This is a genomic window from Mycobacterium sp. IDUB_5 (genome assembly GCF_055419565.1).
In genome coordinates, this window is the sequence record NZ_JBVAXX010000004.1 from 141,838 (window position 1) to 168,811 (window position 26,974).

The window sequence follows — 26,974 nt, forward strand, 5'->3', positions numbered from 1 at the left end:
TATGTTTGCTGCGGGTTGGGGCGCCGCGCCACCGGGGGGAAATTGACGTGAACTTCACAGCAAAGCGTTCTTGTGTCGATGACCGGCGTGATCGCGGGGATCTCGTCGCGTCGGCGCGTCAGACGTTCGCCGATCTCGGGCCGACCGCGAGCATGGCCGACATCGCCGACGCGGCAGGGGTCAGCACCGACGACCTGTACAGCCATTTCGGCGACCGTGACGGGCTGCTCGTCGCGGTCCTCGACGATCTCGAACAGTCGCTGCGCGAGCCCGAACCGGCCGTCCGCCCGCCCTTGCGCTTTCCGCGCCTGTCCGCGCGATACGTCGTCCCACCGGCCGTGGCGGCGGCCGCGGTGTTCTCCCTGGCCGCGGCACCCCCGTCGACCGCCGCGTCGGTGGACCCGCCTCCCGCCGCGCCTTCCTCGGTGGTGACGATCAGCCCGCTGTGGCCGATCTGGTCACTCGACACCGCTCTGCAGGGGTCGCTGTGCGCCGCCGGCACGTGCAACCGGCTGGACTATGTGCCGTTCGCGACGGGCAACGGGGTGCGGGCGCTGGACCGGCAGCTGTCGCAGTTGACGTCGGCGTCGCAGGCCACCGGCGCCGGTCCGACCGTCGTACTGGGCTTCAGCAACGGCGCCGGCGTGGCCGAGGAGTGGATGGCCGAGCACGCCGGCGTCGTGGGCGCGCCGTCCCCGGACGAGGTGTCGTTCGTCCTGATCGGTAATCCGCGACGGGCCTACGGCGGCCTGATGCCGCCGATCGAGCCGACGGATTACCACGTGATCGACATCGTCCGGCAGTACGACCCCATGGCCGACTTCCCCGACCGGCTGAACCTGCTGGCGCTGGCCAACGTCGCGGCCGGCATGCTCTCACCGATGCATCTGGACTACCGCGGCGTGGATCTCGACGATCCGAACAACGTCGTGTGGACCGAGGGCAACACCACCTACGTCTTCGTCCCGACGACGGAGTTGCCGCTGCTCAAACCGCTGCGCGCCCTGGGGTTCGACGAGCTGGCTGCGAAGTTGAACACGCCGCTCACCGAGATCATCGAAAAGGCTTACGACCGACCGTATCTGGACTCCCCCGAGCCTGCGCCCGTCGTCGCGCCGGAACCCGAGAAGACGGTCCTCGCGGCCACCGAATCGGCACCCGAGCCCGTGACTCCCAAGCGCCGCACGTTGTTCGCCAAACACGCTGTCGCCGAGGATGTTTCAGCAGACGATGAGGACACTCCTCGACAGAAGCCGGACCGGTCCGACGACGCCCAGCCGACGTCCGCCGTCGACACGCCCGCGGTCACCGCCCCACCCGCGGGCGACGGCGCCGCGGCCAGCACACCCACCAAGAAGACACGCAAGGGCTGGGGACGCCACCGCGACGAGTGACACCGGATGCGACGCGTGGCGGGTTAGTGTGCCAGCCATGCCTCACTCAGTCCGCGCCCACGTAGTCCGGAGTGTTCTCGCCGTCGCCGCCGCGGGCGTCGTCGCGGCATCGGCGACCGCCTGCGATTCCCGGTCCGGCCCGGCCGCTGCGCCCGGCACCGATGCTCGGCAGGTCACCGTCGTCGGTGAAGGTCAGGTCAAGGGCACCCCGGACACGTTGACCGTCAACGCCTCCATGGAATTCCAGGCCGCCGACGCCACCGGCGCGATGAGCCAGACCAACGAACGCCAGCAGGCCGTCATCGACGCCCTTGTCGGCGCCGGGGTGGACCGCAAGGACATCGCCACCACCGCAGCCGATCTGCAGCCGCAGTACGGCAGCGACAGCACCACGATCTCCGCGTACCGCGCCACCAACTCGATCACCGTCACGCTCCGCGATCTGGCCAAGGCGTCGGATGCGCTCGGCCTGATCGTCAGCACCGGCGGCAACGCCACGCGCATCAACTCGATCAACTACTCGATCGACGACGATTCCCAGCTGGTCCGCGACGCCCGCGCCCGCGCGTTCAACGACGCCAAGGACCGCGCCAACCAGTACGCACAACTGTCGGGGCTCGACCTCGGCGATGTCATCTCGATCTCCGAGGCCGCCTCGCCCACCCCGCCGGTGCCGATGCCCGCGATGCCGCGCGCGATGGAGGCCTCGGTGCCGTTGGAGCCGGGTCAGCAGACCGTCGGGTTCTCCGTGACGGTGGTGTGGCAGCTCGGCTAGGTGGGATCAGAGTCAGTCGGTCCGACGGTGACGGGCACGCCGTTGAGCACCGCGGTGCCCGACAGCGGATCGAGCAGCGAGCCGTCGTTGAGCTGATTGACGTTGACGCCCGGCTGATCGGCGGCCAGCTGTTGCCCGGTGCCGGGACGGTCGTGCCCCCAGCCGTGCGGCAGGGACAGCACCCCGCGCCGGATGCCGTCGGTGATCTCGACGGGCACCACCAGCTCGCCGCCCGAGCCCTTGACGACCGCGGTGTCGGTGACGCCGAGTTCCGCGGCGTCGTCGGGATGCATCCGCAGCGTGCACCGGTTGGTGCCGCCTGAGAGTGCGGGCAGGTTGTGCATCCAGCTGTTGTTGCTGCGCAGATGCCGGCGTCCGATCAGCACGAACCCCTCGGCGGGACGGGCCATGGCCTCGCGCAGCCGGGCCGCGTCGTCGATCAGGGCGGGCGGCGCCAGTTCGACCCGGCCCGACGGCGTGCGCAGCACGTCGAGCAGCCGCGGCTGCAGCGGGCCCAGGTCGACACCGTGCGGTGCGTCCTTGAGCCGCTGCAAGGTGAGGCCGTCGGGGTGGGCGCCGAACGCGTCGCCGTAGGCCCCGAGGCGCAGCATCATGTCCAGCCGGCGCTCGTACCCGGGGCCGGCGGGCAGCATCGCGGTGAGCTCGTCGACGGCGCGGCCGGCGACCGGTGAACCGGGGTCGGCGGTCTCCTTGGCCAGAGTGGTGGCAATGACCTGCTCGTCGACCAACGCAGGGTCGGCGTCCTGGCCCATACCGAACACGACCAGGGCCAACCGGGACAGGATCTCGGCCTCGCTGGGCCTGCCGTCGAGCGGCAGCGCCGGAGGTGAGTAGCGGGCGTTGTTGCGGATCGCGAGCGCGTTCAGCGCGACGTCGAAGTGCGGGGACCGCGACGGCGGCGGGGGCGGCAGGATGACGTCGGCGTGCCGGGTCGTCTCGTTCAGGTAGGGGTCGACGCTGACGATGAACGCGACACTGTCGAGTGCCTTGCCGAGCCGGTCGCCGTCGGGCGCGGACAGCACCGGGTTGCCGGCGATCGTGATCATCGCCCTGATCTGCCCGTCCCCCGGGGTCTCGATCTCCTCGGCGAGCACGGTGGTGGGCAGTTCGGAGAGCACCTCGGGGCGGCCGGAGACGCGGCTGTGCCAGCGGCCGGTGCGGAACCCCTTGCCGGGCCGGTGCCCGCGCGGGGCCGGCGCCACCGGGGAGCAGGGGAACATTGCACCGCCGGGCCGGTCCAGGTTGCCGGTCAGGATGTTGACGACATCGACGAGCCAGCTGCCCAGGGTGCCGAACTCGACGGTCGACGTGCCGATCCGGCCGTAGACGGCCGCGCTGGGTGCTGCGGCGAGTTCACGGGCCAGCGTGCGGATCTCGTCGGCGTCGACGCCGCAGTAGTCGGCGACGGCGTCGGGGGCGAAGTCGCGCGCCGCGGCCCGCACGTCGTCGAGTCCGGCGACATGGTCGGCGAGGTCGCCCAGGTCGACCAGGTCCTCCTCGAACAGCACGTGGGCGACGGCGAACAGCAGTGCGGCGTCGGTGCCGGGGCGGGGCGCGAGGTGGCGGTCCGCGAGCTCCGCGGTGCGAGTGCGGGCCGGGTCGATGACGACGATCCGGCCGCCGCGGCGGCGGATGTCGCGCATCTTGCCGCCGAAGTCGGGGGCGGTGGTCACGCTGCCGTTGGACACCAGCGGGTTCGCGCCGATGATCACGAGGTAGTCGGTGCGGTCGAGGTCGGGCACCGTGAACGCCACCGGGCTGCCGAACATCAGGCCCAGCGACACGTGCTTGGGCATCTGGTCGAGCGTGCTCGCCGAGAACACCTGCCGGGTGCCCAGCCCGCGGATGATCAGCGGCGGATACAGCGCGCCGGCCACCGTGTGCGCGTTGGGATTTCCGAGATACATGCCCACCGACGCGCCGCCGTGCTCACGGATCACCGCACCCAGCCCGTCGGCGGCCGCGGCGAACGCCTCCTCCCACGTCGCCTCGGTCAGCACGCCGTCGCGTCGCACCAGCGGCGTCTGCAAGCGGTCGGGGTCGTTGTCGAGTTCGGCGAAGCTCGCACCCTTGGGGCAGATGAATCCGGCGCTGAACACGTCGTCGCGGTCGCCCCGGGCGCTGACCACGCGGTCGGCGTCGATGGTCAGCGTCAGGCCGCAGGTGGCTTCGCAGAAGGGGCAGATGCGCAACGCGGTGTCGGTCATGGCTTCGATCCTGCGTCCAGATCGACGAAATGGCGAGAACTTCTCGCGCTTTCCCGCCCGAACGTTGGTTTGGGCGGATTAGTCGGCGTAGACCTTGGGGTCGAGCGTGCCGATGAAGGGCAGATCGCGGTAGCGCTCGGCGTAGTCCAGGCCGTAGCCGACGACGAACTCGTTCGGGATGTCGAACCCGACATAGGTGATGTCGACGTCGGCGCGCACGGCCTCGGGCTTGCGCAGCAGCGTGCACACGCGCAGCGACCGTGGCCCACGGGTGGCCAGGTTGCGCAGCAGCCACGACAGCGTCAGCCCGGAGTCGACGATGTCCTCGACGATCAGCACATCGCGGTCGTTGATGTCGCGATCGAGGTCCTTGAGGATGCGCACCACACCTGAGGACGACGTCGACGAGCCGTACGAACTGACCGCCATGAACTCCAGCTGCGTGGGCAGCGGAATCGCCCTGGCCAGGTCGGTGACGAACATGACCGCACCCTTGAGCACGGTGATCAGCAGCAGATCCTGCTGCCCCTCACCCGGCGTCGGATAGTCGGCGGCGATCAGGTCGGCGAGCTCGGCGGTCTTGGCGCGGATCTGCTCCTCCGACAGCAACACCGACTTGATGTCCCCGGGATACATCTCCCCACCATGAACTGGCACGCCTAGAGCCTAGCGGTGCTCAGTCGGCGACCGGCTCGCGGTAGAGCGTCAGCACCCCACCGCGCCGGCCCGCGAACAACCGGCGTCGTGTCATCTCGCTCGGGATCGCGACCCCGCCCTGCCCGCGCCACGCGCTCACCAGCGCGTCGACCGACCGGATCTGCGCGTCGGACAGGCCCGCCGCACCCCCCTCGAGCAGCCAGTGCCGGATCACGCGGCGGCGCACCGCGGCGGGCAACACCGTCAGCGTCTCGACCGCCAGATCGGGGCCGATCGCGATGTCCGTAGCGACATCGGTGGCGATCGCATCGAGTGCGTCGGTGTCCTCCCTCAGCGCAGTGGCTGTACGAGCCAGCGCCTCGGCGACCCCGCCCTGGAGCACGTCGTCGAGCAGCGGCAGCACCTCGGTCCGCAGCCGCACCCGGGTGAACCGGGGATCCTCGTTGTGCGGGTCCCGCCACGGAGTCAGCGCCAACTCGGCGCACGCGGCGTGGGTGACGGTGCGGCGCACACCGAGCAGGGGCCGGCACCACGGCGCGTCGTAGGGCACCATGCCGGCGATCGAGCGGGCGCCCGATCCGCGACCAAGCCCCAGCAGCACGGTCTCGGCTTGATCGTCGAGCGTGTGGCCCAGCAGCACCGGCGCCCCCGCACGCGCCTGCTCCAGCATCTCGTACCGCGCGGCACGTGCGGCCGCCTCCGGCCCGCCCTTGGACCTGACATCGACCGAAAGTACCTGCGCATCAACACATCCCAATGACAAAGCCTGCTCGCGGGCCGTCGCGGCGACGGTGTCGGAGCCGGCTTGCAGCCGGTGGTCGACGATCAGCGCGGTGGTCGGTCGCAGCTCAGCGGCGACGGCGGCCAACGCCAGCGAGTCCGGCCCGCCGGACAGCGCGACGCACCAGCGCTCGCCCTCGAGATCGTGCTCGGCCACGAACCGGCGCAGCGCAAGGCGCAGCTGCGCTACAGCACCCGGTCGATCCATCGCTGCGGCTCGTCGATCTCCTCGGGCAGCGGCAGGGTGTGCTGGCCGGTCCAGATCGTGTTGAACCGGGCCATGCCCACCGTCGACACCACGGCATCGACGAACGCCTTGCCCCGCGTGTACTGGTCCATCTTGGCGTCGATCCCGAGCAGCGCCCTCAGCAGCCGCTGCACCGGCGGCTGACGGCGCTGCCTGCGCTGGTCGAACCGGTGGCGAATGGTGGCCACCGACGGCACGACCGCAGGCCCCACCGCGTCCATCACGTGATCGGCGTGGCCTTCGAGCAGCGTGCCCAACACCAGCAACCGGTCCAGCGCCTCACGTTGGGCCTCGGACTGCACCGCACGCACCAGACCGAGGATGCCCGCCGAATTCGCTTCTGCCGCATCGCCCGAACGCCGCTGGCGGACGTAGTCGGCCAGCCGACCCACCACCTGGGTCACGTCGTCGCCGGCATCCTGGGTCAGCACGCCGAGCGCGTCGGACATGTGGCCGGCCAGCCACGGGTTGGCGCGGAACTGGACCCGGTGGGTGACCTCGTGCAGACAGACCCACATCCGGAAGTCGGCGGGCTGCACGTGCAACTGCCGCTCGACCGCGATGACGTTCGGATAGACGAGCAGCAGCTCGCCGCCGGCTGTGTCATTTCCCGGGTCGTCCCCTGCCCTTCGGGCGGGGTCCCCCCGCTCCTGCCCTCCGGAAGCAAACGGGTCGTACTGCCCCAGAATCCCCGACGACACGAACGCCAGCACCGCGCCCGTCTGCACCCCGGCGATCCGCCCGCTGATCGCGCGCGGTTTCGAGTCGGCGTCCCCGCCCGTCATCGCCCGCATCGAACGGGCGGCCGCGCGAATCCACTCCGGCCGGTTGACGATCCGGGCCTCCGGGATGTCCGCACCTTCGGCCAGACCTGTGACCTCACGCACCGGAACCTCGGCCGCGCGCGCCGCATCTGCCAGCTGCGCGATCACCTGCGTGCGGGTGTATTCGGAGGCCGGCGGCTCGGGGCGGGCCAGCTTGCCGCCGAACGAGGCGGCGAGGTTCCAGTCCACCGCGCTGCCAACCGAGAACGTCTGACTCATGTGCGGCACCCGCACGACCGTAGCGTCGCGGCGAACGCGTCGAGCGCCGTGCGTCCACTCGGGCCGGCCTGGTTGGACAGCAGCGCGAACGTCAGCACCCGGCCGTTGGAGTCGGTCACGAAGCCGGCCAGTGAATTGGTCGCAGTCAGCGAACCGGTCTTCGCGCGCAGGTAACCAGTGGCATCACGGCCGGCCGGAGTGTCGAGGTAGCGGTTGGACAGCGTGCCGCTGCCGCCGGCGATCGGCAGCAGGTCCACCAGCGGGCGCAGCCGGGCGTGATCGTCGCCGACGGCCGCGCCCACGACCTCGTCGAGCGTCTCGGCGGTCAGCCGGTCGTCCACCGAGAGCCCACTGGAATCCAACAGGTGCGCCTCACCGGTGTCGATCCCGGCGTCGTCGAGGGCGTCGAGCACAGCGCCGGCCGCGCCGGCGAAGCTCTGCGGGCGGCCCGTTGCCTCGGCGACCTCCCGGCCCGTCGACTCGGCCATCACGTTGTCCGAGGCGTTCATCATGTCGCGCAGCCGCTGGATCAGCGGGGGCGACTGGACCGAGGCGATCTCACGGCCGCGAGCGGCCGACGGCAGGACCGTCACCCTCTGCGGGTCGACCCCGAGAGCGACGGCCAACGCACGCCCGGCGTCCAGCGCGGGGGTTCGTGAGCGCGCCGAGTCCACGGTGACGGGCTGGGTGCGGCCACCGTCGAGCATCACCGACTCCATCGGGGCGATGTCACCGCCGTCGATGTCCAGCGGATCCCAGCCCGGCGCCATCGTCGGGCCGCTGTAGGCGCTGACATCGACCGCGACCGTGCGCACGGTGGTGCCGCTGCGGCGCACCTGGTCGGCGAGGTCGACGATCCGGGCGGCGTCGCGATACCACGTGTCGGTGCCGCGCGGCGCGGCCGACAGCGTCGGATCGCCACCGCCGACCAGGACCACCGTCCCCGGCGAGGTGGCCATCACCGTCGTCGTCAGTCGGGCGTCGCGGTCCAGAGTCAACAACGCCGCCGCGGTGGTGAGCAGCTTGTTCGTCGACGCGGGCTGCATCGGCACGTGCGGGCCCTGGGACCACAGCTCGTCACCGGTGATCGCGTCGGTGATACGTCCGGTGAACTGGCCCAGGTTCGGATCGGCGAGCACCGGGCGCAGCACAGTGGCCAGTCCGGCGGGCGTCGGCACGTCAGCGGTGTCGGGCACGGGGACCACGCCCGGATCGGCGGACGCGGGGGCCGGTGCGGCCTTGACGGCCACGGCCTGCGACGGCTGCCGGCCGACGATCAGCGCAGCCGCCACCACCAGACCGGTCACCACGACCACGACCGCGAGGCCGACCAGGGCGTACGTGGACCGCCGCCATCGAGTCGGCCGCATAGTTCCCCTGTCGCTCGATTACCGAAGCCACCCCCGTAGTGCAGGGTATCGCTCCCCATTAAGGTGGTTCCGGCCTGTTGATCGCCCGCCATGCGTAAGGAGCCTCCCCGGTGCAGTTCGACGTTCTCATCGAGATCCCGAAGGGTTCACGCAACAAGTACGAGGTCGACCACGACAGCGGCAAGGTGAAACTGGACCGCTACCTGTTCACCGCGTTCGGTTACCCGACCGACTACGGCTACATCGAGGACACCCTCGGCGAGGACGGCGATCCGCTGGACGCGCTGGTGCTGCTGCCCGAGCCGGTGTTCCCGGGATGCATCGTCGAAGCCCGCCCGGTCGGCATGTTCCGCATGACCGACGAGAAGGGCGGCGACGACAAGGTGCTCTGTGTGCTCGCCGACCCGCGGTGGGACCACATCCAGGACATCGGGGACGTCTCGGAGTTCGAGCTCGACGCGATCAAGCACTTCTTCGTGCACTACAAGGACCTCGAGCCGGGCAAGTTCGTGCACGCCGCGGACTGGGTGGGCCGCGAGGAGGCCGAGGCCGAGGTGAACCGGTCGATCGAGCGGTTCACGACCGAGGGCCACTAGTTCTTCCGGGCGAGTTTTTCTGCCGCGACCAGACGCGAACTCCCGCCGACACGCGGAGAAACACCCGAGTTCGTGTCTTCTCGCCGGAATTGACCTGCCTGTAACACGGCGTTACGTGCCCGCCGTCTGCCCGTTCGATCATGGCGGTGTGCTGCTGCATCAGGGGATCGGTCTGGAGGCGTTCAACGCGCTGCCGATGCGCCGTGCCGTGCACGCCGTGTACGAATGCTGCTGCAGCGTGCCGCTGGCTGCCGACCTGGCCCGGCAGCGTCCGTTCCAGTCCCACGAGCAACTGTTCCGCTGCGCCGACTCGCTGCTCTTCGCCCTCGGCGAGGACTCGATCGACTCGATCCTGCAGGCCTACCCCGACGTCGGCCGCCGGCCCGGCAGCGAGAAGTCCGCGGCCGAGCAGTGCGCGATCGCCGACGCGCGGCCCGAGATGATGGCCCAGCTGGCCGACGCCTCGAAGACCTATCTGGACCATTTCGGCTTCGGCTTCGTGATGTACGTCAACGGCTACAGCGCCGACACCGTGCTGGCCACGATGGGTGACCGTCTGCTCAACGACTACGAGACCGAGCGCAAGATCGTGCGCAACGAACTGGCCCGGATCAACCGCACCCGGCTGGAACGCATGCTCGGACCCGAGGGCGGTTACGACAACTGGTGACCATTGGGATCACCGGGGCCACCACCTAGGCTCGCCCCTATGCGTGGTGCCGTGCACGGTCACTGGGAGCCCCGCTTCGACCGCCTCGCCGCCGCTCTGGCCGAGGAACTCGAGACGGGCGAGGAGCTGGGTGCGTCGCTGGCTGTCGACGTCGACGGTGAACTGGTCGCCGACATCTGGGGCGGCTTCGCCGATCGCGCCGAAACCGTAGCCTGGCAACACGATACGATCGTCAACTTCTGGTCGTGCACCAAGACGCTGACCGCGCTGGCCGCACTGCTGCTCGTCGACACCGGCGACCTCGATCCCGGTGCGCCCGTCACCAGGTACTGGCCGGAGTTCGGCGCCAACGGCAAAGGCGGCATCGAGGTCCGCCACCTGCTCGCGCACACCTCGGGAGTGTCGGGCTGGCAGGTGCCCTTCGATGTCGAGGACATCTACGACTGGGAGAAAGCCACCGCCCATCTGGCGGATCAGGCCCCGTGGTGGCAGCCGGGCACCGCGTCGGGCTACCACGCGATGAACTACGGCCACCTGATCGGCGAGGTGATCCGCCGCATCACGGGTAGCACTCCCAAAGACGTCGTCCGCGAACGCGTGTCAGAGCCGCTGCACGCCGACGTGCAGATCGGGGCGCACGAAGCCGACGAGCCGCGCATCGCCGAACTGGTCGCTCCTCCGCCTCGCGACCGCGGCCTGGAGCGGCTCGGCCCCGACCACCCTGCGGTCCGGACGTTCGCGGCGTTCCCGCCCGGCGCCTACGGTGTGGCGGTCGCCGAGACCGAGCCCTGGCGGCGCGCCGACATCGGCGGTGCCAACGGCCACGGCAACGCGCGCGGTCTGGTGCGTGCGCTGCGTCCGATCGCGCTGGGCGGCACCGTCGACGGCGTCCGGGTCCTCTCTCCGTCCACCATCGAGAAGATCTTCGTCGAGCAGTCGCAAGGCACCGACCTGGTGCTCGGCATCCCGCTGCGCTTCGGACTCGGTTTCGGACTGCCGACGCCCGAGAGCGTGCCCGCTGTCCCCGCGGGCAGGGTCTGCTGGTGGGGTGGCTGGGGTGGCTCGCTGGTCGTGATGGACCTCGACCGACGGGCCACCTTCGCCTACGTGATGAACAAGATGGGTGCGGGGACGACGGGCACCACCCGCTCCCTGCGCTACGCCCGGCTCATCGACGAGGCGCTTCAGGACGCGCGGGCCTGATGGCCGGCCGCCAAGGCCCGCAGTACCTCGCGCCCGATGCGCTCGACATCCTGCTGCGCTGACGCGCCGATCAGCGTCACCCCGTCGGCGACCCCGGCCGTCTCGATGTCGCCGATGAGTCCTGCCAGCCCAGCGACGGTGCCCGCGTAGCGGATGGTGTCGCCGGACTGGGCCCCCGCCTCACCGAACGCGCCGCGCGCCGCCCGGAAGTCCCGGCCGACCGCGACCATCACGTCGAGGATGACCGCGGCGTCACCCGGGCCCGACCGGATCCGCGACCGGACCTGCCGAGCCCGCTGCAGGTCGGGCGCGGACACGCGGATGACCGGCCGCCCACCATCGGTGAGCTCCCGCAGACCGGCGTCGTCGTCTTCGAGGAAGATCCGCATCGGGCCACGCTAACCACCGCCGCACGCGGCCGTCCCCGTTGCGATCAGCGCGATCCCAAGGGAATCACCGGGACGTGCCGGCCGCCGGATCCGCAGGGTCCGGGGTCTCTCCGGCCGTCTCCTCGGCTGTCTCGTCGCCGGCGCTGTCGCCGTTCTTGCGGACATCGTGCACCCGGGTCTTGTAGAGGCTCGCCACGGTGGTGATCGCCAGCGTGACGACGATGACGCCGAGGCTGGCCAGCGTCGGGATCTCCGGCACCTTGAGCGGCTCGCCACCGTTGATGAACGGCACCTCGTTCTCGTGCAGCGCGTGCAGCAGCAGCTTCACGCCGATGAAGCCCAGGATGAACGCGAGCCCCTGCGACAGGTACACCAGCCGCTTGAGCAGATCGCCGAGCAGGAAGTACAGCTGCCGCAGCCCCATCAGCGCGAACACGTTGGCCGCGAACACCAGGTACGGCTCGCGAGTCAGGCCGTAGATCGCCGGGATCGAATCCAGCGCGAACAGCAGGTCGGTCGTACCGAGGGCGATGATGACCAGGAACATCGGCGTCATCAGACGTCCGGCGCCACTGTCTTTCACCCACAGCTTCAGGCCGTCCCACTGATCGGTGAACTTCAGGTGCTTCTGCGCGAAGCGGACCACGCCGTTCTCGCCGTCGTCGTCATGGTCGGTGTCGCGCACCAGCTTGATCGCCGTGTAGACCAGGAACGCGCCGAACAGGTAGAAGACCCAGGAGAACTGTTCGATCGCGACAGCGCCGAGGGCGATGAAGATGCCGCGGAAGATCAGCGCGAGGATGATGCCGACCAGCAGGGCCTGCTGCTGATACACCCGCGGCACCTTGAAGCTCGCCATGATGATCAAGAAGATGAACAGGTTGTCCACCGACAGGCTGTACTCGGTGAGCCAGCCGGCGAAGAACTCGACGCCGTACTGGCTGCCGTGGAAGAACCAGGTCCAGATCCCGAACGCGATCGCGAGGCCGACGTAGATCGTCAGCGCGGTGCCCGTCTCGCGGCGGGACGGCTCGTGCGGGCGGCGCCCGATCACGATCACATCGAAGAGCAGGATCGCGATGGTCACGCTGAGCGTGATCCCCCACTCGAGAGCACTGACGTTCATCTAACCTCCGGTCGTCGAGTCAACGCCGGAGGTCTCTTCCACCGTCACCGCTTCCGGCATCCGGCCCGCAGCACCGGTCGCCCGTATGCGGGCGACGTGATGACGACACTGTGGCGAAAGGAATACTCCCCTCCAAGCGGGTGATTCTGCCAGTCGTGCCGTCGACACGCGAATCAGCGGCCACCCGACGGCGAGAAGTGGCCTCGCGCAGTGAGTAGTTTGTACCCGTGACGGCACCGGATCCAACCTCGGAGATCCCCCGGCAGTACCTGTTGTCCCAGCAGGCTCCGCCGGCGCGCACGCTCATCGACGTCCTCTACGACACCGCGCGACGCCATCCCGACGCCACCGCTCTGGACGACGGCACCGTGCAGCTCACCTACGCCGAACTGATCGCCGACGTCGAGGACAGTGTGGCGTGGCTGGCCGCGCGCGGCATCGGCCGCGGCGACCGGATCGGCATCCGGATGCCGTCGGGCACCTACGCGCTCTACGTGGCGATCCTGGCCACCCTCGCCGCGGGCGCGGCCTACGTGCCCGTCGACGCCGACGACCCGCCCGAACGTGCCGAGCTGGTGTTCACCGAAGCCGAGGTCGTCGGCGTGATCACCGAGCGCGGCCTGATCCGGGGTCCCGGAACGTCACGCGGGTGGCGCGCGGCGGCCCCGCTCAGCCGCGACGACGCCTGGATCATCTTCACGTCCGGATCGACCGGGACCCCCAAGGGTGTCGCCGTCACCCATCGCAACGCGGCCGCCTTCGTCGACGCCGAGGCCGAGATGTTCCTGCAGGACAACCCGCTGGGGCCTGGCGACCGGGTGCTGGCCGGGCTGTCGGTGGCGTTCGACGCCTCGTGCGAGGAGATGTGGCTGGCGTGGCGACACGGCGCCTGCCTGGTGCCCGCGCCGCGCTCGCTGGTGCGCAGCGGTATGGACCTGGGGCCGTGGCTGGTGTCACGCGACATCACGGTGGTGTCCACCGTGCCGACGCTGGCCTCGCTGTGGCCGGCCGAGGCGCTCGAAGCTGTGCGGCTGCTGATCTTCGGCGGTGAGGCGTGTCCCCCGGAGCTGGCCGCGCGCCTCGCGGTCGAGGGCCGGGAGGTGTGGAACACCTACGGCCCCACCGAGGCGACCGTCGTGGCCTGCGCGGCGCGCCTGACCGGCACCGGCGGGCAGGAGCGCAGCGACTCGGGGAGGGCATTGGGCGCCGTGAGCATCGGGCTGCCGCTGCCCGGGTGGGATCTCGCGGTCGTCGGCGCCGACGGCAACCCGGTGCGCCCCGGCGAGGTCGGCGAGCTCGTGATCGGCGGGGTCGGGCTGGCGCGCTACCTCGACCCGGAGAAGGACGCCGAGAAGTACGGCGCCCTCCCGACGCTGGCGTGGAGCCGCGCCTACCGCAGCGGCGATCTGGTCCGGCTCGAACACGACGGGCTCTACTTCATGGGACGCGCCGACGACCAGGTCAAGGTCGGCGGCAGGCGCATCGAACTCGGCGAGGTCGACACCGCGCTCGTGCACCTGCCGGGGGTCAGCGGAGGCGCGGCGGCCGTCCGCCGCACCGCGAGCGGCACCCCGCTGCTCGTCGGCTACGTCGTCGCCGCCCCCGGAGGGGCATTCGACCTGGCGTCCGCGCGTGCCCGGCTGAGCGAGTCACTGCCCGCCGCGCTGGTGCCCCGGCTGGTGGTCGTCGACGAGCTGCCGACCCGCACGTCCGGCAAGGTCGACCGCGACGCACTGCCCTGGCCGGTGGGCGGGGGCGAGGAGGACACCACGGCCGAGCTCGGCGGCACACTCGGCTGGCTCGCCGGACTGTGGCGCGACGTGCTCGCCGCCCCGGTCGACGGTCCAGGCGCCGACTTCTTCGCCCTCGGCGGCGGCTCCCTGTCGGCCGCTCAGCTGATCGCGGTGCTGCGCCAGCGCTACCCGCAGGTGACCGTCGCCGACCTCTACGACCATCCCCGCCTCGGGTCGCTCGCCGGGTACCTCGACGAGCTGGAACCGCCGCCGGCCGTGGAGATCCGCACCGTGCGTCCCGTCGCGCGGGTGACCCAGGCGATCCAGGTGGCGCTGACAGTGCCGCTGGCGATCCTGACCGGCATGCAGTGGGTGGTGTGGCTGGCGGCGGCCAACAACCTTGCCGTCGCGATCGACCTGGTGGGATGGGCGCGGCCGCTGAGCTGGTGGTGGATCCTCGCCGGCTTCCTGGTGTTCGTCTCCCCACCCGGGCGGATGGGCATCGCGGTGTTCGGCGCGCGCGTCCTCGTCGGCACGCTGACACCGGGCACCTACCGGCGCGGCGGATCGGTGCACCTGCGCGTCTGGCTGGCCGAGCGGCTCGCCGACGCCAGCGGCGCGGAGAACATGGCCGGCGCCCCCTGGCTGGTGTATTACGCACGCGCCCTGGGCAATTCGGTGGGCAACGGGGTCGACCTGCATTCCGCGCCGCCCGTGACCGGGATGCTGCGGATCGGGCACCGCTGCTCGATCGAACCCGAGGTCGACCTGACCGGGCACTGGATCGACGGCGACCTGTTCCACGTCGGCCCCATCACCATCGGCAACGACTCGACGATCGGCGCGCGCACGACGCTGCTGCCCGGCGCGGTCGTCGGCAAGAACGCCGACGTGGCGCCGGGTTCCGGTGTCGTCGGCAAGGTCAAGAACGGGCAGTATTGGAAGGGCTCGCCGGCCGTCAAGTCCGGTAAGGCCAAGCACCCGTGGCCCGACCATCGCCCGCCGCGTGCCCCCGTGTGGGTGGCGGTCTACGGCGTGACCTCGATGCTGCTCGGCGCGCTGCCGCTCGCGGCGCTCGCCGCGGGGCTCGCCGTGATCGGCTGGGCCGTGCAGGGCACGGCGACCGTGCGCGACGCACTGCTGCCCGCGCTGGCGTGGACGGTACCGGCGACCGCGGCGGCGATGCTGGTCTACGCCGCGCTGACCGTGGTCGGAGTGCGCCTGCTCGCCGTCGGCCTGCACGAGGGCTATCACCCGGTGCGCAGCCGGTCGGGGTGGCAGCTGTGGGCGACCGAGCGACTGATGGACGGGGCGCGCACCTACCTGTTCCCCATCTACGCCGGGCTGGCGACGCCGTGGTGGCTGCGCCTGCTCGGGGCGAAGATCGGCAAGGGCACCGAGATCTCGACCGCGCTGCTGATCCCCAACTTCACCGTCGTCGAAGACGGCGCGTTCCTCGCCGACGACACGATGGTCGCCTCCTACGAGCTGGGCGGCGGCTGGATCCACGTGGCCCGGGCGACCGTGGGCAAGCGCGCATTCCTCGGCAACTCCGGCATCACCCAGCCGGGCCGGCGGGTGCCCGATGACGGGCTGGTCGCGGTGCTCTCGGCGACCCCGCACAAGGCGAAGGCCGGCTCGTCGTGGCTCGGCAGTCCGCCGATGCGGCTGCGCCGCCAGCCGACCGCAGCCGACGCGCTGCGCACGTTCCATCCGTCGCCGCGGTTACGCATCCTGCGCGCGGTGGTCGAGACGTTCCGGTTCGTGCCCGTCGTCGTCACGTTCGCGATCGGCGTCGGCGTGCTGGTGGCCGCGCAGGCGCTGGCGGGGACGGTCGGTTGGCTGGGCGCCGCGCTCCTGACAGGGCTGGTGCTGCTGGTCGCGGGCGCGGTCGCCGGCGGGATCGCCATCGGAGCGAAATGGCTTCTGGTGGGCCGCATCACCGCGATCGAACATCCGCTGTGGTCCTCGTTCGTCTGGCGCAACGAGGTGTCGGACACCTTCGTCGAGACGGTCGCGGCGCCGTGGTTCGCCCGTGCCGCGTCGGGTACACCGGTGATGAACCTGTGGCTGCGCGGACTGGGCGCGACGATCGGACGCGGAGTGTGGTGTGAGACGTACTGGCTGCCCGAGGCCGATCTGGTGACACTCGGCGACGGCGCGACGGTGAATCGCGGCTGCGTGGTGCAGACGCACCTGTTCCACGACCGGATCATGCGGATGGACACGGTGGTGCTGGAGGCGGGCGCGACGCTCGGCCCGCACTGTGTGGCGCTGCCCGCGGCGCGGCTGGGCGCGGGCGCCACCGTGGGCCCGGCGTCGCTGGTGGTGCGCGGTGACGAGGTGCCGCCGTCGACACGCTGGCAGGGCAACCCGATCGCGCCGTGGCTGCCGCCGCGCAAGAAACGCGCGGACACCGGCGGCAAGGCGAAGAAGCCGGCTGCGGCGTGAGGGCACGCAAGCAGGCGCGCAAGTCGGGGTCGCCGCCGGTCATCGACCCGTACCTGCCCGGCACCGGCAACTTCGGCTACCGGGTCTCGCGCTACGAGCTCGACCTCGAGTACAAGGTGGCGATCAACCGGCTGACCGGCACGGCCACCATCACCGCGGTCACGCTCGCCGAACTGCAGACCTTCACCCTCGATCTGTCTGCGGCGCTGTCGGTGTCCAAGGTGACGGTGAACGGCAAGCGGCCCAACAACTTCCGCACGTCCAACGGCAAGCTGCACATCAGCCTGTCCGACCGTCTGCGCGCCGGCGCTGCGATGACGATCGTGGTGCGCTACGGCGGCACCCCCCGCCCGGTCCGATCCCTGTGGGGTGAGGTCGGATTCGAGGAACTCACCGAGGGTGCGCTGGTGGCGGGCCAGCCCAACGGCGCGTCGTCGTGGTTCCCCTGTGACGACCACCCCAGCGCCAAGGCCAGCTTCGGCATCCAGATCAGCACGGAGAGCCCGTATTTCGCGTTGGCCAACGGGAAGCTGCTGCACAAGCGGGTGCGCGCGGCGATGACGACCTGGACCTACGAGCAGACCGAACCGACGTCGACGTACCTGATCACGCTGCAGATCGGGCCCTACGAGCGGCACCGCATCGCCAAGAACGGGGCCTCGATCCACGCGGTCGCCCCGGAGCGGTTGCGCGACACCGTCGCCCACGACTTCGGTCGACAGGGCCAGATGATGAAGTTGTTCACCAAGCTCTTCGGCCCCTACCCACTCGACACCGGCTACACAGTGGTGATCACCGACGACGAGCTGGAGATCCCGCTGGAGGCTCAAGGCATCTCGATCTTCGGCGCCAACCACTGCGACGGCGAGCGGGGCGCGGAACGGCTGATCGCCCACGAGCTCGCCCACCAGTGGTTCGGCAATTCCGTCACGGTGCAGCGGTGGCGGCACATCTGGCTGCACGAAGGGTTCGCCTGCTACGCCGAATGGTTGTGGTCCGAACACTGCGGGCAGCGCAGCGCCGACGAGTGGGCCCGGCACTACCATCACCGGCTGACCCACTCCCCGCAGGATCTGGTCCTCGCGGACCCCGGGCCGCGTGACATGTTCGACGACCGCGTCTACAAGCGGGGCGCCCTCACCCTCCACGCTCTGCGAAAGAGGTTGGGCGACAAGAACTTCTTCGCCCTGCTCAAGGACTGGGCGACGAAGCACCGGCACGCGAGCGTGGTCACCGACGACTTCATCGGCCTTGCCGCCGGCTACACCGACGCATCGCTGCGCCCGCTGTGGACGGCATGGCTGTACGAGACCGACGTACCGCCCCTGGACCCGTGACCGACGCCACCGTCGGCCCCGGCGCCGTCACGCGCAGCAGCGTCGTGCGCGTCGGGGCGGCCACCGCGGTGTCCGCGATGTGCGGATACGCCGTGCTCTACCTGGCCGCCCGCGACCTCGAGCCCGCCGGCTTCTCGGTGTTCGGGGTGTTCTGGGGCGCCTTCGGCCTCGCCAGCGGCGCCGCGTTCGGACTCCTGCAGGAGACGACGCGAGAGGTGCGCCAAGCCAGGACAGCCGCCCCGGGCGGGCAGCGCACCCGCCCGGTACGCATCGGCGTCGGGGTGGGGCTGACCGCCGCGGCCGCGATCGCCGTCACCGCACCGCTGTGGGCCGGCCACGTGTTCGCCGACGCGCGGCTACTCAGCGTCGTCCTGCTCGCTGTCGGGCTCGCGGGGTTCTGCGTGCACACCACGCTGCTGGGCCTGCTCGCCGGGAGCGACCACTGGTCGGAGTACGGCGCGCTGATGGTCGCCGACGCGCTGTTGCGGGTTGCGGTCGCCGCCGGCAGTTTCGCGCTCGGCTGGGGGCTCGGCGGCTACCTGTGGGCGACCGTCGCGGGATCGGTGGGCTGGCTGCTGATGCTCGCCACCTCCCCCGTCACACGTGCCGCCGCACGGCGCCACACCCCCGGCACCACCGCCACGTTCCTGCGCGGCGCCGGGCACTCGATCGCGGCGGCGGGCGCCAGCGCCGTGCTGGTGATGGGCTTTCCGGTGCTGCTGAAGGCCACCTCGGGTGATCTCGGCGCCGCGGGCGGCGTGGTGATCCTCGCGGTCACGCTGACGCGCGCACCGCTGCTGGTGCCGCTGACCGCGATGCAGGGCAACCTGATCGCCCACTTCGTGGACCAGCGCGCACACCGACTGCGGGCACTGGTCGTGCCCGCAGCGGCCGTGCTGGTGCTCGGCGCGATCGGCGTGGCCGCGGCCGCGGCGTTCGGTCCGTGGCTGCTGCGGGAGGCCTTCGGCGCCGACTACGTGGCCGACGGTGTCCTGTTGGGCTGGCTGACCGCCGCGGCGGTGATGATCGCGCTGCTCACACTCACCGGGGCCGCAGCGGTCGCCGCGGCCCTGCACCGCGCCTACGCCATCGGCTGGGTATCGGCGACGGTCGCCGCGGCGGCGCTGCTGGCTCTCCCGCTCGAGCTCGAGGTGCGGACCGTGGTGGCACTGCTGTGCGGCCCGCTGCTGGGCATCGCCGTTCACCTGGTCGCCCTTGCCAAGGTTCCGCCACGTTAGGGCGTGTACTTTGTTGCCCATCATGTCTCCGGACACCTCCGACCAGCAGTGCCGCGATGTGTGGATCGTGATCCCCGCCTATCGCGAAGCGACCGTGATCGCCGACGTCATCGGTGAGGTCCGCGCCGTGTTCGCGAACGTGGTCTGCGTCGACGACGGCAGCACTGACGGCACCGGTGACGCCGCGCGCAGCGCCGGCGCGCACGTCGTCACCCACCCGGTCAACCTCGGTCAGGGCGCGGCCATCCAGACGGGTGTGGAGTACGCCCGAGCCCGGCCCGGGGCCGCGCTGTTCGCGACGTTCGACGCCGACGGGCAGCACCGCGTCGACGACGTCGTCGCGATGATCGACCGCCTGCGCGCCGCAGACGTCGACCTGGTCGTCGGCAGCCGCTTCGCCGGCGGCCCGACCCAGACCCCTGCGCTCAAGCGTCTGATCCTGCGCAGCGCGGCCACCCTGAGCCGCCGCAGCCGCAGCCTCGGACTGACCGACGCCCACAACGGGTTGCGGGTGTTCAACCGGCGCGTCGCCGACGAACTGGACCTGACCATCAGCGGCATGGGTCATGCCGGCGAATTCATCGCACTGGCCCACGAAAAGGGTTGGCGGGTGGCCGAAGTGCCCGTCGACATCCGGTACACGGACTACTCGAAGGCCAAGGGCCAGCCGCTGCTGAACGGGGTCAACATCGTCTTCGACGGTCTGCTGCGCAGGAGGACCACCCGATGAACTGGATTCAGGTCCTGCTGATCGCGTCGGTGCTGGCGCTGCTGGTGTACCTGCTGCGCTCACGCTCCAGCGCCCGGTCCAAGGCGTGGGTGAAGGTCGGCTACGTGCTGTTCGTGATCGCCGGCATCTACGCGATCCTGCGCCCCGACGACACCACCGTCGTCGCGAACTGGCTCGGCGTGGACCGCGGCACCGATCTGCTCGAGTACGTGCTGATCATCGCGTTCGCGTTCACGACGCTGTCGACCTACATGCGGTTCAAGGACATCGAGCTGAAGTACACCCGGCTGGCCCGCGCCGTGGCACTGCAGAACGCGCGCGAACCCGGAAGTGAATGAACCGGGCGATCAGATTTCGCTGCGGAAGTAGTCCACAGTGCGGGCGATCCCGTCGCGGAGCTGTACCCGCGGCTGCCAGCCGAGCACCTCGCCGGCGCGTCTGTTGTCCAGGCAGGACCGGCGCACGTCGCCCAGGCGCGGCGGGTGGAACTCGGGCTCATCGGATGTGCCGGCCGCACGTGCGATCTCGGTGTGCAGCTGCCGCGTCGAGGTCTCCACCCCGGTGCCGATGTTGAAGCGCTGCCCGCTACCTGCCTCCCCGGCGGCGCGCACGAACGCATCGACGACGTCGTCGACGAACACGTAGTCGCGCGTGTCGCTGCCGTCGCCGAAGATCTTGGTCGGCCGTCCCGCGAGCAGCGCTCGGGAGAAGATCGCCACGACACCGGCCTCCCCGTGCGGATCCTGGCGCGGCCCGTACACGTTCGCGGGTGCGATGTGGCTGCAGTCCAGGCCGTACAGGTTGCGGAACATGCCGAAGTAGACCTCACCGCAGACCTTGCTGGCCGCATACGGCGACGCCGGGTCGAGGGGGTTGTTCTCGTCGGTGGGATAGCGGGGCGTGGCGCCGTAGACGGACCCGCCCGACGAGGTGTGCACGACCTTGCGGACGCCCGCCAGCCGGGCGGCCTCGGCGAGGCGGACCGTCCCGACGACGTTGACGCTGGAATCGAACACCGGCTCGGTGACCGAGCGGCTGACCGAGATCTGGGCGGCCAGGTGGAAGATGACCTCCGGCTTGACGTCGGCCAGAAGCGCCACCAGGTCGGCGTCGACGATGTCGGCCTTGACGAAGTCGAAGGTGTTACTGCGCTCGGCCGGGCCCAGGTTCTCACTGCTCCCGGAGCTCAGATCGTCGAGCCCGATCACCGAGTGGCCCTCGGCCAGCAGCCTGTCGACCAGTGTCGATCCGATGAAACCGGCGGCCCCGGTGACCAGTGTGCGCACCGGGTCACCATACCGGCGGCGACTTCGGATCCCGCGCATCACCTACAGTCGCAGTCGTCATGAGATGGGTCGCCCGCACTGCCGTCGCCCTCATCGCGCTGCATCTGGCCGTCCGCGCGGTGCTCGCGTTCGGCGGCTACTTCTACTGGGACGACCTGATCCTCGTCGGCCGCGCCGGCACCCAGCCGCTGCTCTCGCCCGAATACCTGTTCGACGACCACGACGGGCACGTCATGCCCGGCGCATTCCTGGTGGCCGGGCTCATCACGCGGATCGCGCCGCTGGACTGGATCGGCCCGGCCCTGAGCCTGGTGGTACTGGCGCTTGTCGCCTCGCTCGCATTGCTGCGTGCGCTGCACGTGATCCTCGGCTGGCGTCCGGCACTGTTGCTCCCGTTGACGTTCGCGCTGTTCACCCCGTTGGCGGTGCCGAGCTTCGCGTGGTGGGCGGCCGGGTTGAACTCGCTGCCGATGCTGGCCGCGCTGGCATGGGTGTGCGCCGATGCGATCCAGTTGGTGCGCACCGGCCCCCGCCGCTACGCGGTGACCGGCACCGTCGCGTTCTTCGGCGGGCTGCTGTTCTTCGAGAAGGCGGCGATCATCCCGTTCGCGGCGTTCGCGATCGCCGCGGTGTACGGCCACGTGACCGCCGAGGCGAATGTGGCGCAGGTGTGGCGCCGCGCCCGACCCCTGTGGCTGGCGTGCCTCGCGTTGACCGCGGCCTGGGTCGGTGTCTACCTCGCGGTGGTCGACCAGCAGCGGTGGAGTTTCGATCTCGCGATGACGTGGGATCTGCTGTGGCGCTCAATGACTCACGGCATCGTGCCCGGCCTGGTGGGTGGCCCGTGGCAGTGGCAGCGGTGGGCGCCTGCCTCGCCGTGGGCCACCCCGCCGGTGACCGTGATGGTGCTCGGATGGGTGGCGCTGGCCGCCGTGGTGGCGGTGACGGTGGCGCGTCGGCACCGCATGGGCGTGGTGTGGGCGGTCGCGCTGGGCTACGCGGTGGCCTGCCAGGTACCCATCTATCTGATGCGGTCCTCGCGCTTCACCGCGCTGGAACTCGCGCAGACGCTGCGCTATCTGCCCGACCTGGTGGTGGTGCTGGCACTGTTGGCCGCGATCGGGCTGCTGGCACCCGCGCGCCGACCGGCCGCAGGGTGGCGGCGGCCCGTGGTTGTCTGCGCGGCAACGCTTTTCGTGGCCAGCAGCCTCTATTCGACGTCGACGTTCCTGACCAGCTGGCGCGACAATCCGACCAAGGCCTACCTGCTCAACGCCCGTGCCGGGCTGGCCGCTGCGCAGGCCTCCTCGAGTGCGCCGATGCTGGACCAGGAAGTCGATCCGCTGGTGCTGCAGCGGGTGGCGTTTCCGGAGAACCTGACTTCGCACATGTTCGCACTACTGCCCGATCGCCCCGAGTTCAGTTCGTCGACAACGGATCTGAGAATGCTCGATTCTTCAGGCCGGCTCGTCGACGCTGTCGTCACGTGGGTGCGTAGCATCCGGCCCGGCCCGGATCCCCGGTGCGGATACCTGGCACAGCCCGATTTTCCCGTCCGCATGCCGCTGGACGGACCGCTACTGCCGGCGGACTGGACCGTGGAGCTGAATTACCTTGCCAATTCCGACGGTTCGATGCTGGTTCGGCTCAGCGAGGGGGACGAGGTCAAGGTGCCGGTGCGGCCAGGACTGAACCGAGTGTTCGTCCGGCTGCCCGGCGCGGGCGACGCGATCACCGTGCACGCCAACACCGCGGCGCTGTCGGTGTGCGTGGCCGCAGGCCCGGTCGGGTTCCTCGCGCCGCGCTGAGGAGTCAGCGCTCGACCCCTCAGCGTTCGACCCCTCAGCGTTCGACGATGCTGAACCGGCGCAGGGCCAACGCCGGGTTCTTCGCGCGGACCTGCTCGATACGCGACGGGCTCAACGCCGCGGACACGACCCCGGCGTCCTCGCCGAGCGAGGCCAGCACCACACCCATCGGGTCGACGATCATGCTGTTGCCCGCACCGTGGGCACCGCACTGGTCGGCGGCGGCGACGTAGATGGTGTTCTCGATCGCCCGCGCACGCACCAGCGTCGTCCAGTGGTTCTCCTTCAGCGGGCCGGGCACCCATTCCGCGGGGATCAGCACGGCGTCGGCGCCGGCGTCGACCAGACGCCGAGTCGCCTCGGGAAAGCGCAGGTCATAGCAGGTCTGCATACCGAAGGTGAGGGCGCCGACGCGAAAGGTCTCGGGCGCGGCGACGGTTCCGGCGCGCACGAAGCTGGACTCCGTGTAGCCGAACGCGTCGTACAGGTGCAGCTTGCGGTAGGTGGCCGCGACCTTGCCGCCGTCGTCGACGGCGAGCAGGGTGTTGTGGATCTGATCGGCGCTGTCGGTGGTTTCGTTGATGCCCGCGACGACCGTCACGCCCTCGCGCCGGGCGAGGTCCTGCAGCGCCGCCACGAACGGACCGTCCAGCGACTCGGCCGAGGCGAGGAACCTCTCGTCCATGGCGGGCGCGGTGAACATCGCGTACTCGGGGAACACCACCAGGTTCGCGCCGTGGGCCACTGCGTCTGTGACGTAGCCCGTGACGGCCTGGAGGTTGGCGTCCTTGTCCTCACCGGGCGCGAACTGCGCCACGGCAACGGTGACCGACGTCGTCATGAGAACTCCTTGTCTCCTGACTCGGGCGCGGACATCCGGTCCATACGGCCGAGAACCAGTGTGTAGCAGAAGATTCCGCCGACCAGGATCACCCCGGTGGCGATGAAGGCGCCCGCGAAGGAGCCGGTGCGGTCGACGACCATACCTGTCACGATAGGCGCCGCGATGCCGATCAGGTTGGCGACGAAGTTGACGATGCCCGCCAACGACCCGGTGTAACCGTGCGGCGCGATCAAGGACACGATGCTCGAGCCCGCCGGAACCGAGACCGCCAGCCCGGCGGCGCCGATCGACAGGAAGACGACCGCGACCTCGATGGTGTCGGCGTAGGCGGCACCCGTGACGGCCAACGAGGCCAGCATGCTCGTGACCAGCACGATCCGTCGCACCCTGGTGATGTCACCGGTGCGCCGCGTCCATCGATCCATCAGGACGCCCGCGATGAGGAACTGGGCGAGCACCGCGACCAACCAGGGGATCATGCTGTAGATGCCACCCTTGAGCAGGTTCACCCCGAATTCCTTCTCGAGGTAGCCGGGCAGCCACGTCAGGAGCACGTAGTAGGCGTAGGTGTAGGAGGCGTAGCCCAGGGCCAGTCCCCAGGTCTTGCGGCGACGCAGCAGGTATCCCACCCCGGCCAGCGACCCTGCGCCCTGGGCGTTCTCGTCTTCGGCCTCACCCGCGCGCAGGTAGGCCAGTTCGGCGGTCGACATCTTGCCCTCGGCCACCGCGGCGGCCGGCGATCGGTACAGCAGCCACCACGCCACCAGGTACACGACACTCAGGACGCCGGTGAACAGGAACGCAGCATGCCAGCTCCACGTCGAGACGAGGAAGGCCATGATCGGGATGCCGATGACATTGGACAGCTTGGCGCAGCCGTCGAAAATCGAGGTAGCAGTTCCTCTTTCGTGCTTGGGGAACCACTGACCGATCGCCTTCCAGCCCGCCGGGACCGCGGGCGCCTCGCCGATGCCCAGCAGCAGCCGAGCGACGATCAACAGGCCGAGCCCGCCGGCTGCCGCGGACAGGAACGAGGCCAGTGCCCACAGGAACACGCCGACGCGGTTGACCCAGGGCACGCCGATCTTGTCGACGATCGTGCCGATGGGCATCTGCAGCATCGCGTAGGTCCACAGGAACGCCGACGCGACGACGCCCATCTGCGCGGCCGAGATGTCGAAGTCGGCCATGATCGCCGGGGTGGCGACCGACAGATTGACCCGGTCGATGTAGTTGACGAACATGCCGGCACCGAGCAGCCCGCCGATGTACCAGCGGGTGCGGCCGATCCCCGACGGCGCCGCGGTGGCGGCGTCTGTGCCCTCCCGGATCTCGGTCACGGCGCCGTCCCGGCGAGGCTCGGCACGCGATCGAGGTCGGCCGCCTCGGCATGGGCGACGCTGAAGCCGGCCAGCAGCGCACCGTGCTCCATGGTCAGGACCAGCTGATCGGCGCCGTTCTCGACGGCGAACCGCTTCTCGGCCGACGACCAGGCCGGCAGTAGCCACGGCTTGCCCGCTGCCTTCGCGGCCGTCGCGACCCGAGCCAGGTCGGCGAAGTCGCCGTCGTCTCGGGTGTAGGCGCCCCGGCCGCGGCGCAGGGACAGATCCGACGGGCCGATGAAGACTCCGTCGACGGTGTCCAGCGCCAGGATGTCGGAGATCTGCTCGATGGCCCCTGCGTCCTCGATCATCGGGTAGCACCGGGTGCGGGAGTCCTGTTCACGCACCCAGTCGTCGGTGAAGCCACCGTAGGCCGATGTCCGGCCCCCGGCGAAACTGCGGTCGCCCAGCGGCGGGAACTTCGCGAAGGCGGTGACGGCGCGGGCGTGGGCGGCGTTCTCCACGTGCGGGATCGCCACCACATCGGCGCCGAAGTCGAGGGCCTGCTGGATCGGGCCGCGCTCGGGACCGAGCACCTTGGCGATCACCTCGAGACCGATGGCCTTGCACAGCGGGATGAAGTGTTCGAGCGCAGCGAGGTCGAAGGTGCCGTGTTCGATGTCCAGCACGGCCGCGCCGTACCCCACCTGACGGGCTATCTCAGCGGCGGCGGTGTTCGGACCGGACAACCACACGGCGTAGCGGCGATCGGGAGGTGTCGTCTGGAACATCGGGTCGGTTCTCCTTCCTCGTGACCACGCTGCGGCGGCCGGCACGGTCCTTGCGTACATTTGTTGTATACACAGGTATACGTCGTGTGTCCATTAATGTGGACGGTCACGAGGAGGTTGTCAGTGTCGATGACAGTCAGCGAGCCCAGCTCGAATCAGTCCGCGCGGGAGCGCGCCTACGAATGGGTGCGCGACCAGATCATCCGCGGCACCCTGCCCGCGGGGAGGTTCCTCGACGAGGCGTGGATCTCCGAATCCGTCGGGACGTCCCGCACGCCGGTGCGGGAGGCGTTTCACCGCCTTCACTCCGAACGGTTCATCGACCTTCTCCCTCGCCGCGGCGCACAGGTCCGCAGTGTCACCGGCCGCGAACTCGAAGAGGTCTACGCGGCGCGGCGGCTCATCGAAGGCCACGCCGCACGCGCACTGTGCGCCGCGAGCGCGGGCGCACCCCTCACCCTCCCGACCCTGGCGACGGCGATCGAAGAGGCCGGCCGCGAGCAGGACTGGTTCACCGTCGCCCAACTGGATCGCGAATTCCACCGCGCGATCGTCGATGCACACCGCAACTCGGTGCTGGTGGAACTGTACGACGCGCTGCGCTCACGCCAGCAACGAGTTGCGGTGCGCGCCATGCAGATTCGCCCGCAACGCGCACCGGAGATCGACGCTCAGCACCGCGCCATCGTCGCGGCGCTGGCCGACAACGACGTCGACCTGGTCAGCACCCTGCTCGACGAGCACCTGCGACCGATTCCGGAGATCATGGCCGCCCTGGGCTGACCCCACGGGGGCCGTGGACGCCAGGGAACGACGACGAGAAATGTGGAGCCGCCTGGGGGAATCGAACCCCCGACCTATTCATTACGAGTGAATCGCTCTACCGACTGAGCTAAGGCGGCCTGGTCGGGCGGGACGAGTCTACGGCAGGGCGTGGCGTGCACCCAAAACACTCC

23 protein-coding genes and 1 tRNA gene are annotated in these 26,974 nt (G+C 70.2%); 12 read left to right on the forward strand and 12 right to left on the reverse strand.

The window, feature by feature from the left end; genetic code table 11:
* Positions 1-47: 47 nt before the first annotated feature.
* Entirely contained in the window at positions 48-1,394 is a 1,347-nt protein-coding gene (locus tag ACZY1G_RS13755) for a PE-PPE domain-containing protein (protein WP_463822703.1), read from the forward strand.
* Positions 1,395-1,431: 37 nt separating this feature from the next.
* Complete coding sequence (locus tag ACZY1G_RS13760; protein ID WP_463812420.1) at positions 1,432-2,169, forward strand: SIMPL domain-containing protein; 738 nt, start codon at positions 1,432-1,434, stop codon at positions 2,167-2,169.
* Here the strand turns inward: ACZY1G_RS13760 and ACZY1G_RS13765 are convergent.
* The 5 genes from ACZY1G_RS13765 to dacB form a co-directional block, all read right to left on the reverse strand.
* On the reverse strand, positions 2,166-4,397 hold the full coding sequence (locus ACZY1G_RS13765) for a molybdopterin oxidoreductase family protein (RefSeq protein ID WP_463822704.1): 2,232 nt from the start codon (positions 4,395-4,397) through the stop codon (positions 2,166-2,168). The two genes, ACZY1G_RS13760 and ACZY1G_RS13765, sit on opposite strands and share 4 nt — an antisense overlap.
* Before the next feature lie 78 nt (positions 4,398-4,475).
* Entirely contained in the window at positions 4,476-5,033 is a 558-nt protein-coding gene (gene hpt / locus ACZY1G_RS13770) for a hypoxanthine phosphoribosyltransferase (protein WP_463823000.1), read from the reverse strand.
* Positions 5,034-5,073: 40 nt separating this feature from the next.
* Positions 5,074-6,042: a tRNA lysidine(34) synthetase TilS gene (tilS, locus tag ACZY1G_RS13775; RefSeq protein ID WP_463822705.1), complete on the reverse strand. Its 969-nt coding sequence runs from the start codon at positions 6,040-6,042 to the stop codon at positions 5,074-5,076.
* Positions 6,021-7,124, reverse strand: a complete 1,104-nt coding sequence (locus tag ACZY1G_RS13780; RefSeq protein ID WP_463822706.1) for a zinc-dependent metalloprotease — start codon at positions 7,122-7,124, stop codon at positions 6,021-6,023. The genes tilS and ACZY1G_RS13780 overlap by 22 nt, the downstream gene beginning before the upstream one ends.
* Positions 7,121-8,494, reverse strand: coding sequence for a D-alanyl-D-alanine carboxypeptidase/D-alanyl-D-alanine endopeptidase (gene dacB / locus ACZY1G_RS13785; RefSeq protein ID WP_463812424.1), 1,374 nt, complete (start codon positions 8,492-8,494; stop codon positions 7,121-7,123). Before dacB ends, ACZY1G_RS13780 begins: the two co-directional genes overlap by 4 nt.
* Before the next feature lie 110 nt (positions 8,495-8,604).
* Here dacB and ACZY1G_RS13790 point away from each other — a divergent pair, with 110 nt between their 5' ends.
* From ACZY1G_RS13790 to ACZY1G_RS13800, 3 genes are all read left to right on the forward strand, one after another.
* Complete coding sequence (locus tag ACZY1G_RS13790; protein ID WP_241204587.1) at positions 8,605-9,090, forward strand: inorganic diphosphatase; 486 nt, start codon at positions 8,605-8,607, stop codon at positions 9,088-9,090.
* Between the two features lie 148 nt (positions 9,091-9,238).
* The gene (locus ACZY1G_RS13795; protein WP_463812425.1) at positions 9,239-9,760 is read left to right on the forward strand and encodes a 2-oxo-4-hydroxy-4-carboxy-5-ureidoimidazoline decarboxylase; all 522 of its coding nucleotides are present in this window, start codon (positions 9,239-9,241) and stop codon (positions 9,758-9,760) included.
* 39 nt (positions 9,761-9,799) lie between these two features.
* Positions 9,800-10,963 carry a serine hydrolase domain-containing protein gene (locus tag ACZY1G_RS13800; protein WP_463822707.1) on the forward strand — a complete coding sequence of 388 codons (1,164 nt, stop codon included), beginning with the start codon at positions 9,800-9,802 and terminating at the stop codon, positions 10,961-10,963.
* On the opposite strand, the gene ACZY1G_RS13805 is transcribed toward ACZY1G_RS13800, so the two are convergent.
* Both ACZY1G_RS13805 and ACZY1G_RS13810 read right to left on the reverse strand, forming a co-directional pair.
* A complete protein-coding gene (locus ACZY1G_RS13805; protein WP_463812427.1) occupies positions 10,945-11,352 on the reverse strand; it encodes a hypothetical protein in 408 nt (135 codons plus the stop codon). The genes ACZY1G_RS13800 and ACZY1G_RS13805 overlap by 19 nt on opposite strands.
* Before the next feature lie 64 nt (positions 11,353-11,416).
* Positions 11,417-12,478 (reverse strand): TerC family protein, encoded by a 1,062-nt coding sequence (locus tag ACZY1G_RS13810; protein ID WP_463822708.1) that lies wholly within the window; start codon positions 12,476-12,478, stop codon positions 11,417-11,419.
* Between the two features lie 227 nt (positions 12,479-12,705).
* On the opposite strand from ACZY1G_RS13810, the gene ACZY1G_RS13815 reads away from it, so the two are divergent.
* From ACZY1G_RS13815 to ACZY1G_RS13835, 5 genes are read left to right on the forward strand one after another with little or no spacing between them, the layout of a single operon-like run.
* Positions 12,706-16,662 (forward strand): Pls/PosA family non-ribosomal peptide synthetase, encoded by a 3,957-nt coding sequence (locus ACZY1G_RS13815; RefSeq protein ID WP_463822709.1) that lies wholly within the window; start codon positions 12,706-12,708, stop codon positions 16,660-16,662.
* Positions 16,659-17,999: a M1 family metallopeptidase gene (locus ACZY1G_RS13820; RefSeq protein ID WP_463822710.1), complete on the forward strand. Its 1,341-nt coding sequence runs from the start codon at positions 16,659-16,661 to the stop codon at positions 17,997-17,999. Before ACZY1G_RS13815 ends, ACZY1G_RS13820 begins: the two co-directional genes overlap by 4 nt.
* Positions 17,996-19,237 carry a polysaccharide biosynthesis protein gene (locus ACZY1G_RS13825; protein ID WP_463822711.1) on the forward strand — a complete coding sequence of 414 codons (1,242 nt, stop codon included), beginning with the start codon at positions 17,996-17,998 and terminating at the stop codon, positions 19,235-19,237. The genes ACZY1G_RS13820 and ACZY1G_RS13825 overlap by 4 nt, the downstream gene beginning before the upstream one ends.
* Positions 19,238-19,259: 22 nt before the next feature.
* The gene (locus tag ACZY1G_RS13830) at positions 19,260-19,967 is read left to right on the forward strand and encodes a glycosyltransferase family 2 protein (protein WP_463812432.1); all 708 of its coding nucleotides are present in this window, start codon (positions 19,260-19,262) and stop codon (positions 19,965-19,967) included.
* Positions 19,964-20,305, forward strand: a complete 342-nt coding sequence (locus ACZY1G_RS13835; protein ID WP_463812433.1) for a DUF2304 domain-containing protein — start codon at positions 19,964-19,966, stop codon at positions 20,303-20,305. Before ACZY1G_RS13830 ends, ACZY1G_RS13835 begins: the two co-directional genes overlap by 4 nt.
* 9 nt (positions 20,306-20,314) lie before the next feature.
* On the opposite strand, the gene ACZY1G_RS13840 is transcribed toward ACZY1G_RS13835, so the two are convergent.
* Positions 20,315-21,253: a GDP-mannose 4,6-dehydratase gene (locus ACZY1G_RS13840; protein WP_463822712.1), complete on the reverse strand. Its 939-nt coding sequence runs from the start codon at positions 21,251-21,253 to the stop codon at positions 20,315-20,317.
* 59 nt (positions 21,254-21,312) lie between these two features.
* Here ACZY1G_RS13840 and ACZY1G_RS13845 point away from each other — a divergent pair, with 59 nt between their 5' ends.
* Complete coding sequence (locus ACZY1G_RS13845; protein ID WP_463822713.1) at positions 21,313-23,061, forward strand: hypothetical protein; 1,749 nt, start codon at positions 21,313-21,315, stop codon at positions 23,059-23,061.
* A gap of 34 nt (positions 23,062-23,095) precedes the next feature.
* Here ACZY1G_RS13845 and ACZY1G_RS13850 read toward each other — a convergent pair whose 3' ends face one another.
* Genes ACZY1G_RS13850 through ACZY1G_RS13860 form a run of 3 tightly spaced genes read right to left on the reverse strand, consistent with a single transcriptional unit; the run spans position 23,096 to position 26,018 of the window.
* Positions 23,096-23,902 (reverse strand): carbon-nitrogen hydrolase family protein, encoded by an 807-nt coding sequence (locus ACZY1G_RS13850; RefSeq protein ID WP_463822714.1) that lies wholly within the window; start codon positions 23,900-23,902, stop codon positions 23,096-23,098.
* On the reverse strand, positions 23,899-25,245 hold the full coding sequence (locus ACZY1G_RS13855; RefSeq protein WP_463812437.1) for an MFS transporter: 1,347 nt from the start codon (positions 25,243-25,245) through the stop codon (positions 23,899-23,901). The genes ACZY1G_RS13850 and ACZY1G_RS13855 overlap by 4 nt, the downstream gene beginning before the upstream one ends.
* Complete coding sequence (locus tag ACZY1G_RS13860; protein WP_463812438.1) at positions 25,242-26,018, reverse strand: HpcH/HpaI aldolase family protein; 777 nt, start codon at positions 26,016-26,018, stop codon at positions 25,242-25,244. The genes ACZY1G_RS13855 and ACZY1G_RS13860 overlap by 4 nt, the downstream gene beginning before the upstream one ends.
* 129 nt (positions 26,019-26,147) lie before the next feature.
* On the opposite strand from ACZY1G_RS13860, the gene ACZY1G_RS13865 reads away from it, so the two are divergent.
* Positions 26,148-26,801: a GntR family transcriptional regulator gene (locus ACZY1G_RS13865; protein ID WP_463812439.1), complete on the forward strand. Its 654-nt coding sequence runs from the start codon at positions 26,148-26,150 to the stop codon at positions 26,799-26,801.
* A 43-nt stretch (positions 26,802-26,844) separates the two neighbouring features.
* Here the strand turns inward: ACZY1G_RS13865 and ACZY1G_RS13870 are convergent.
* Positions 26,845-26,920: transfer RNA gene (locus ACZY1G_RS13870), tRNA-Thr, on the reverse strand.
* Between the last annotated feature and the right edge of the window lie 54 nt (positions 26,921-26,974).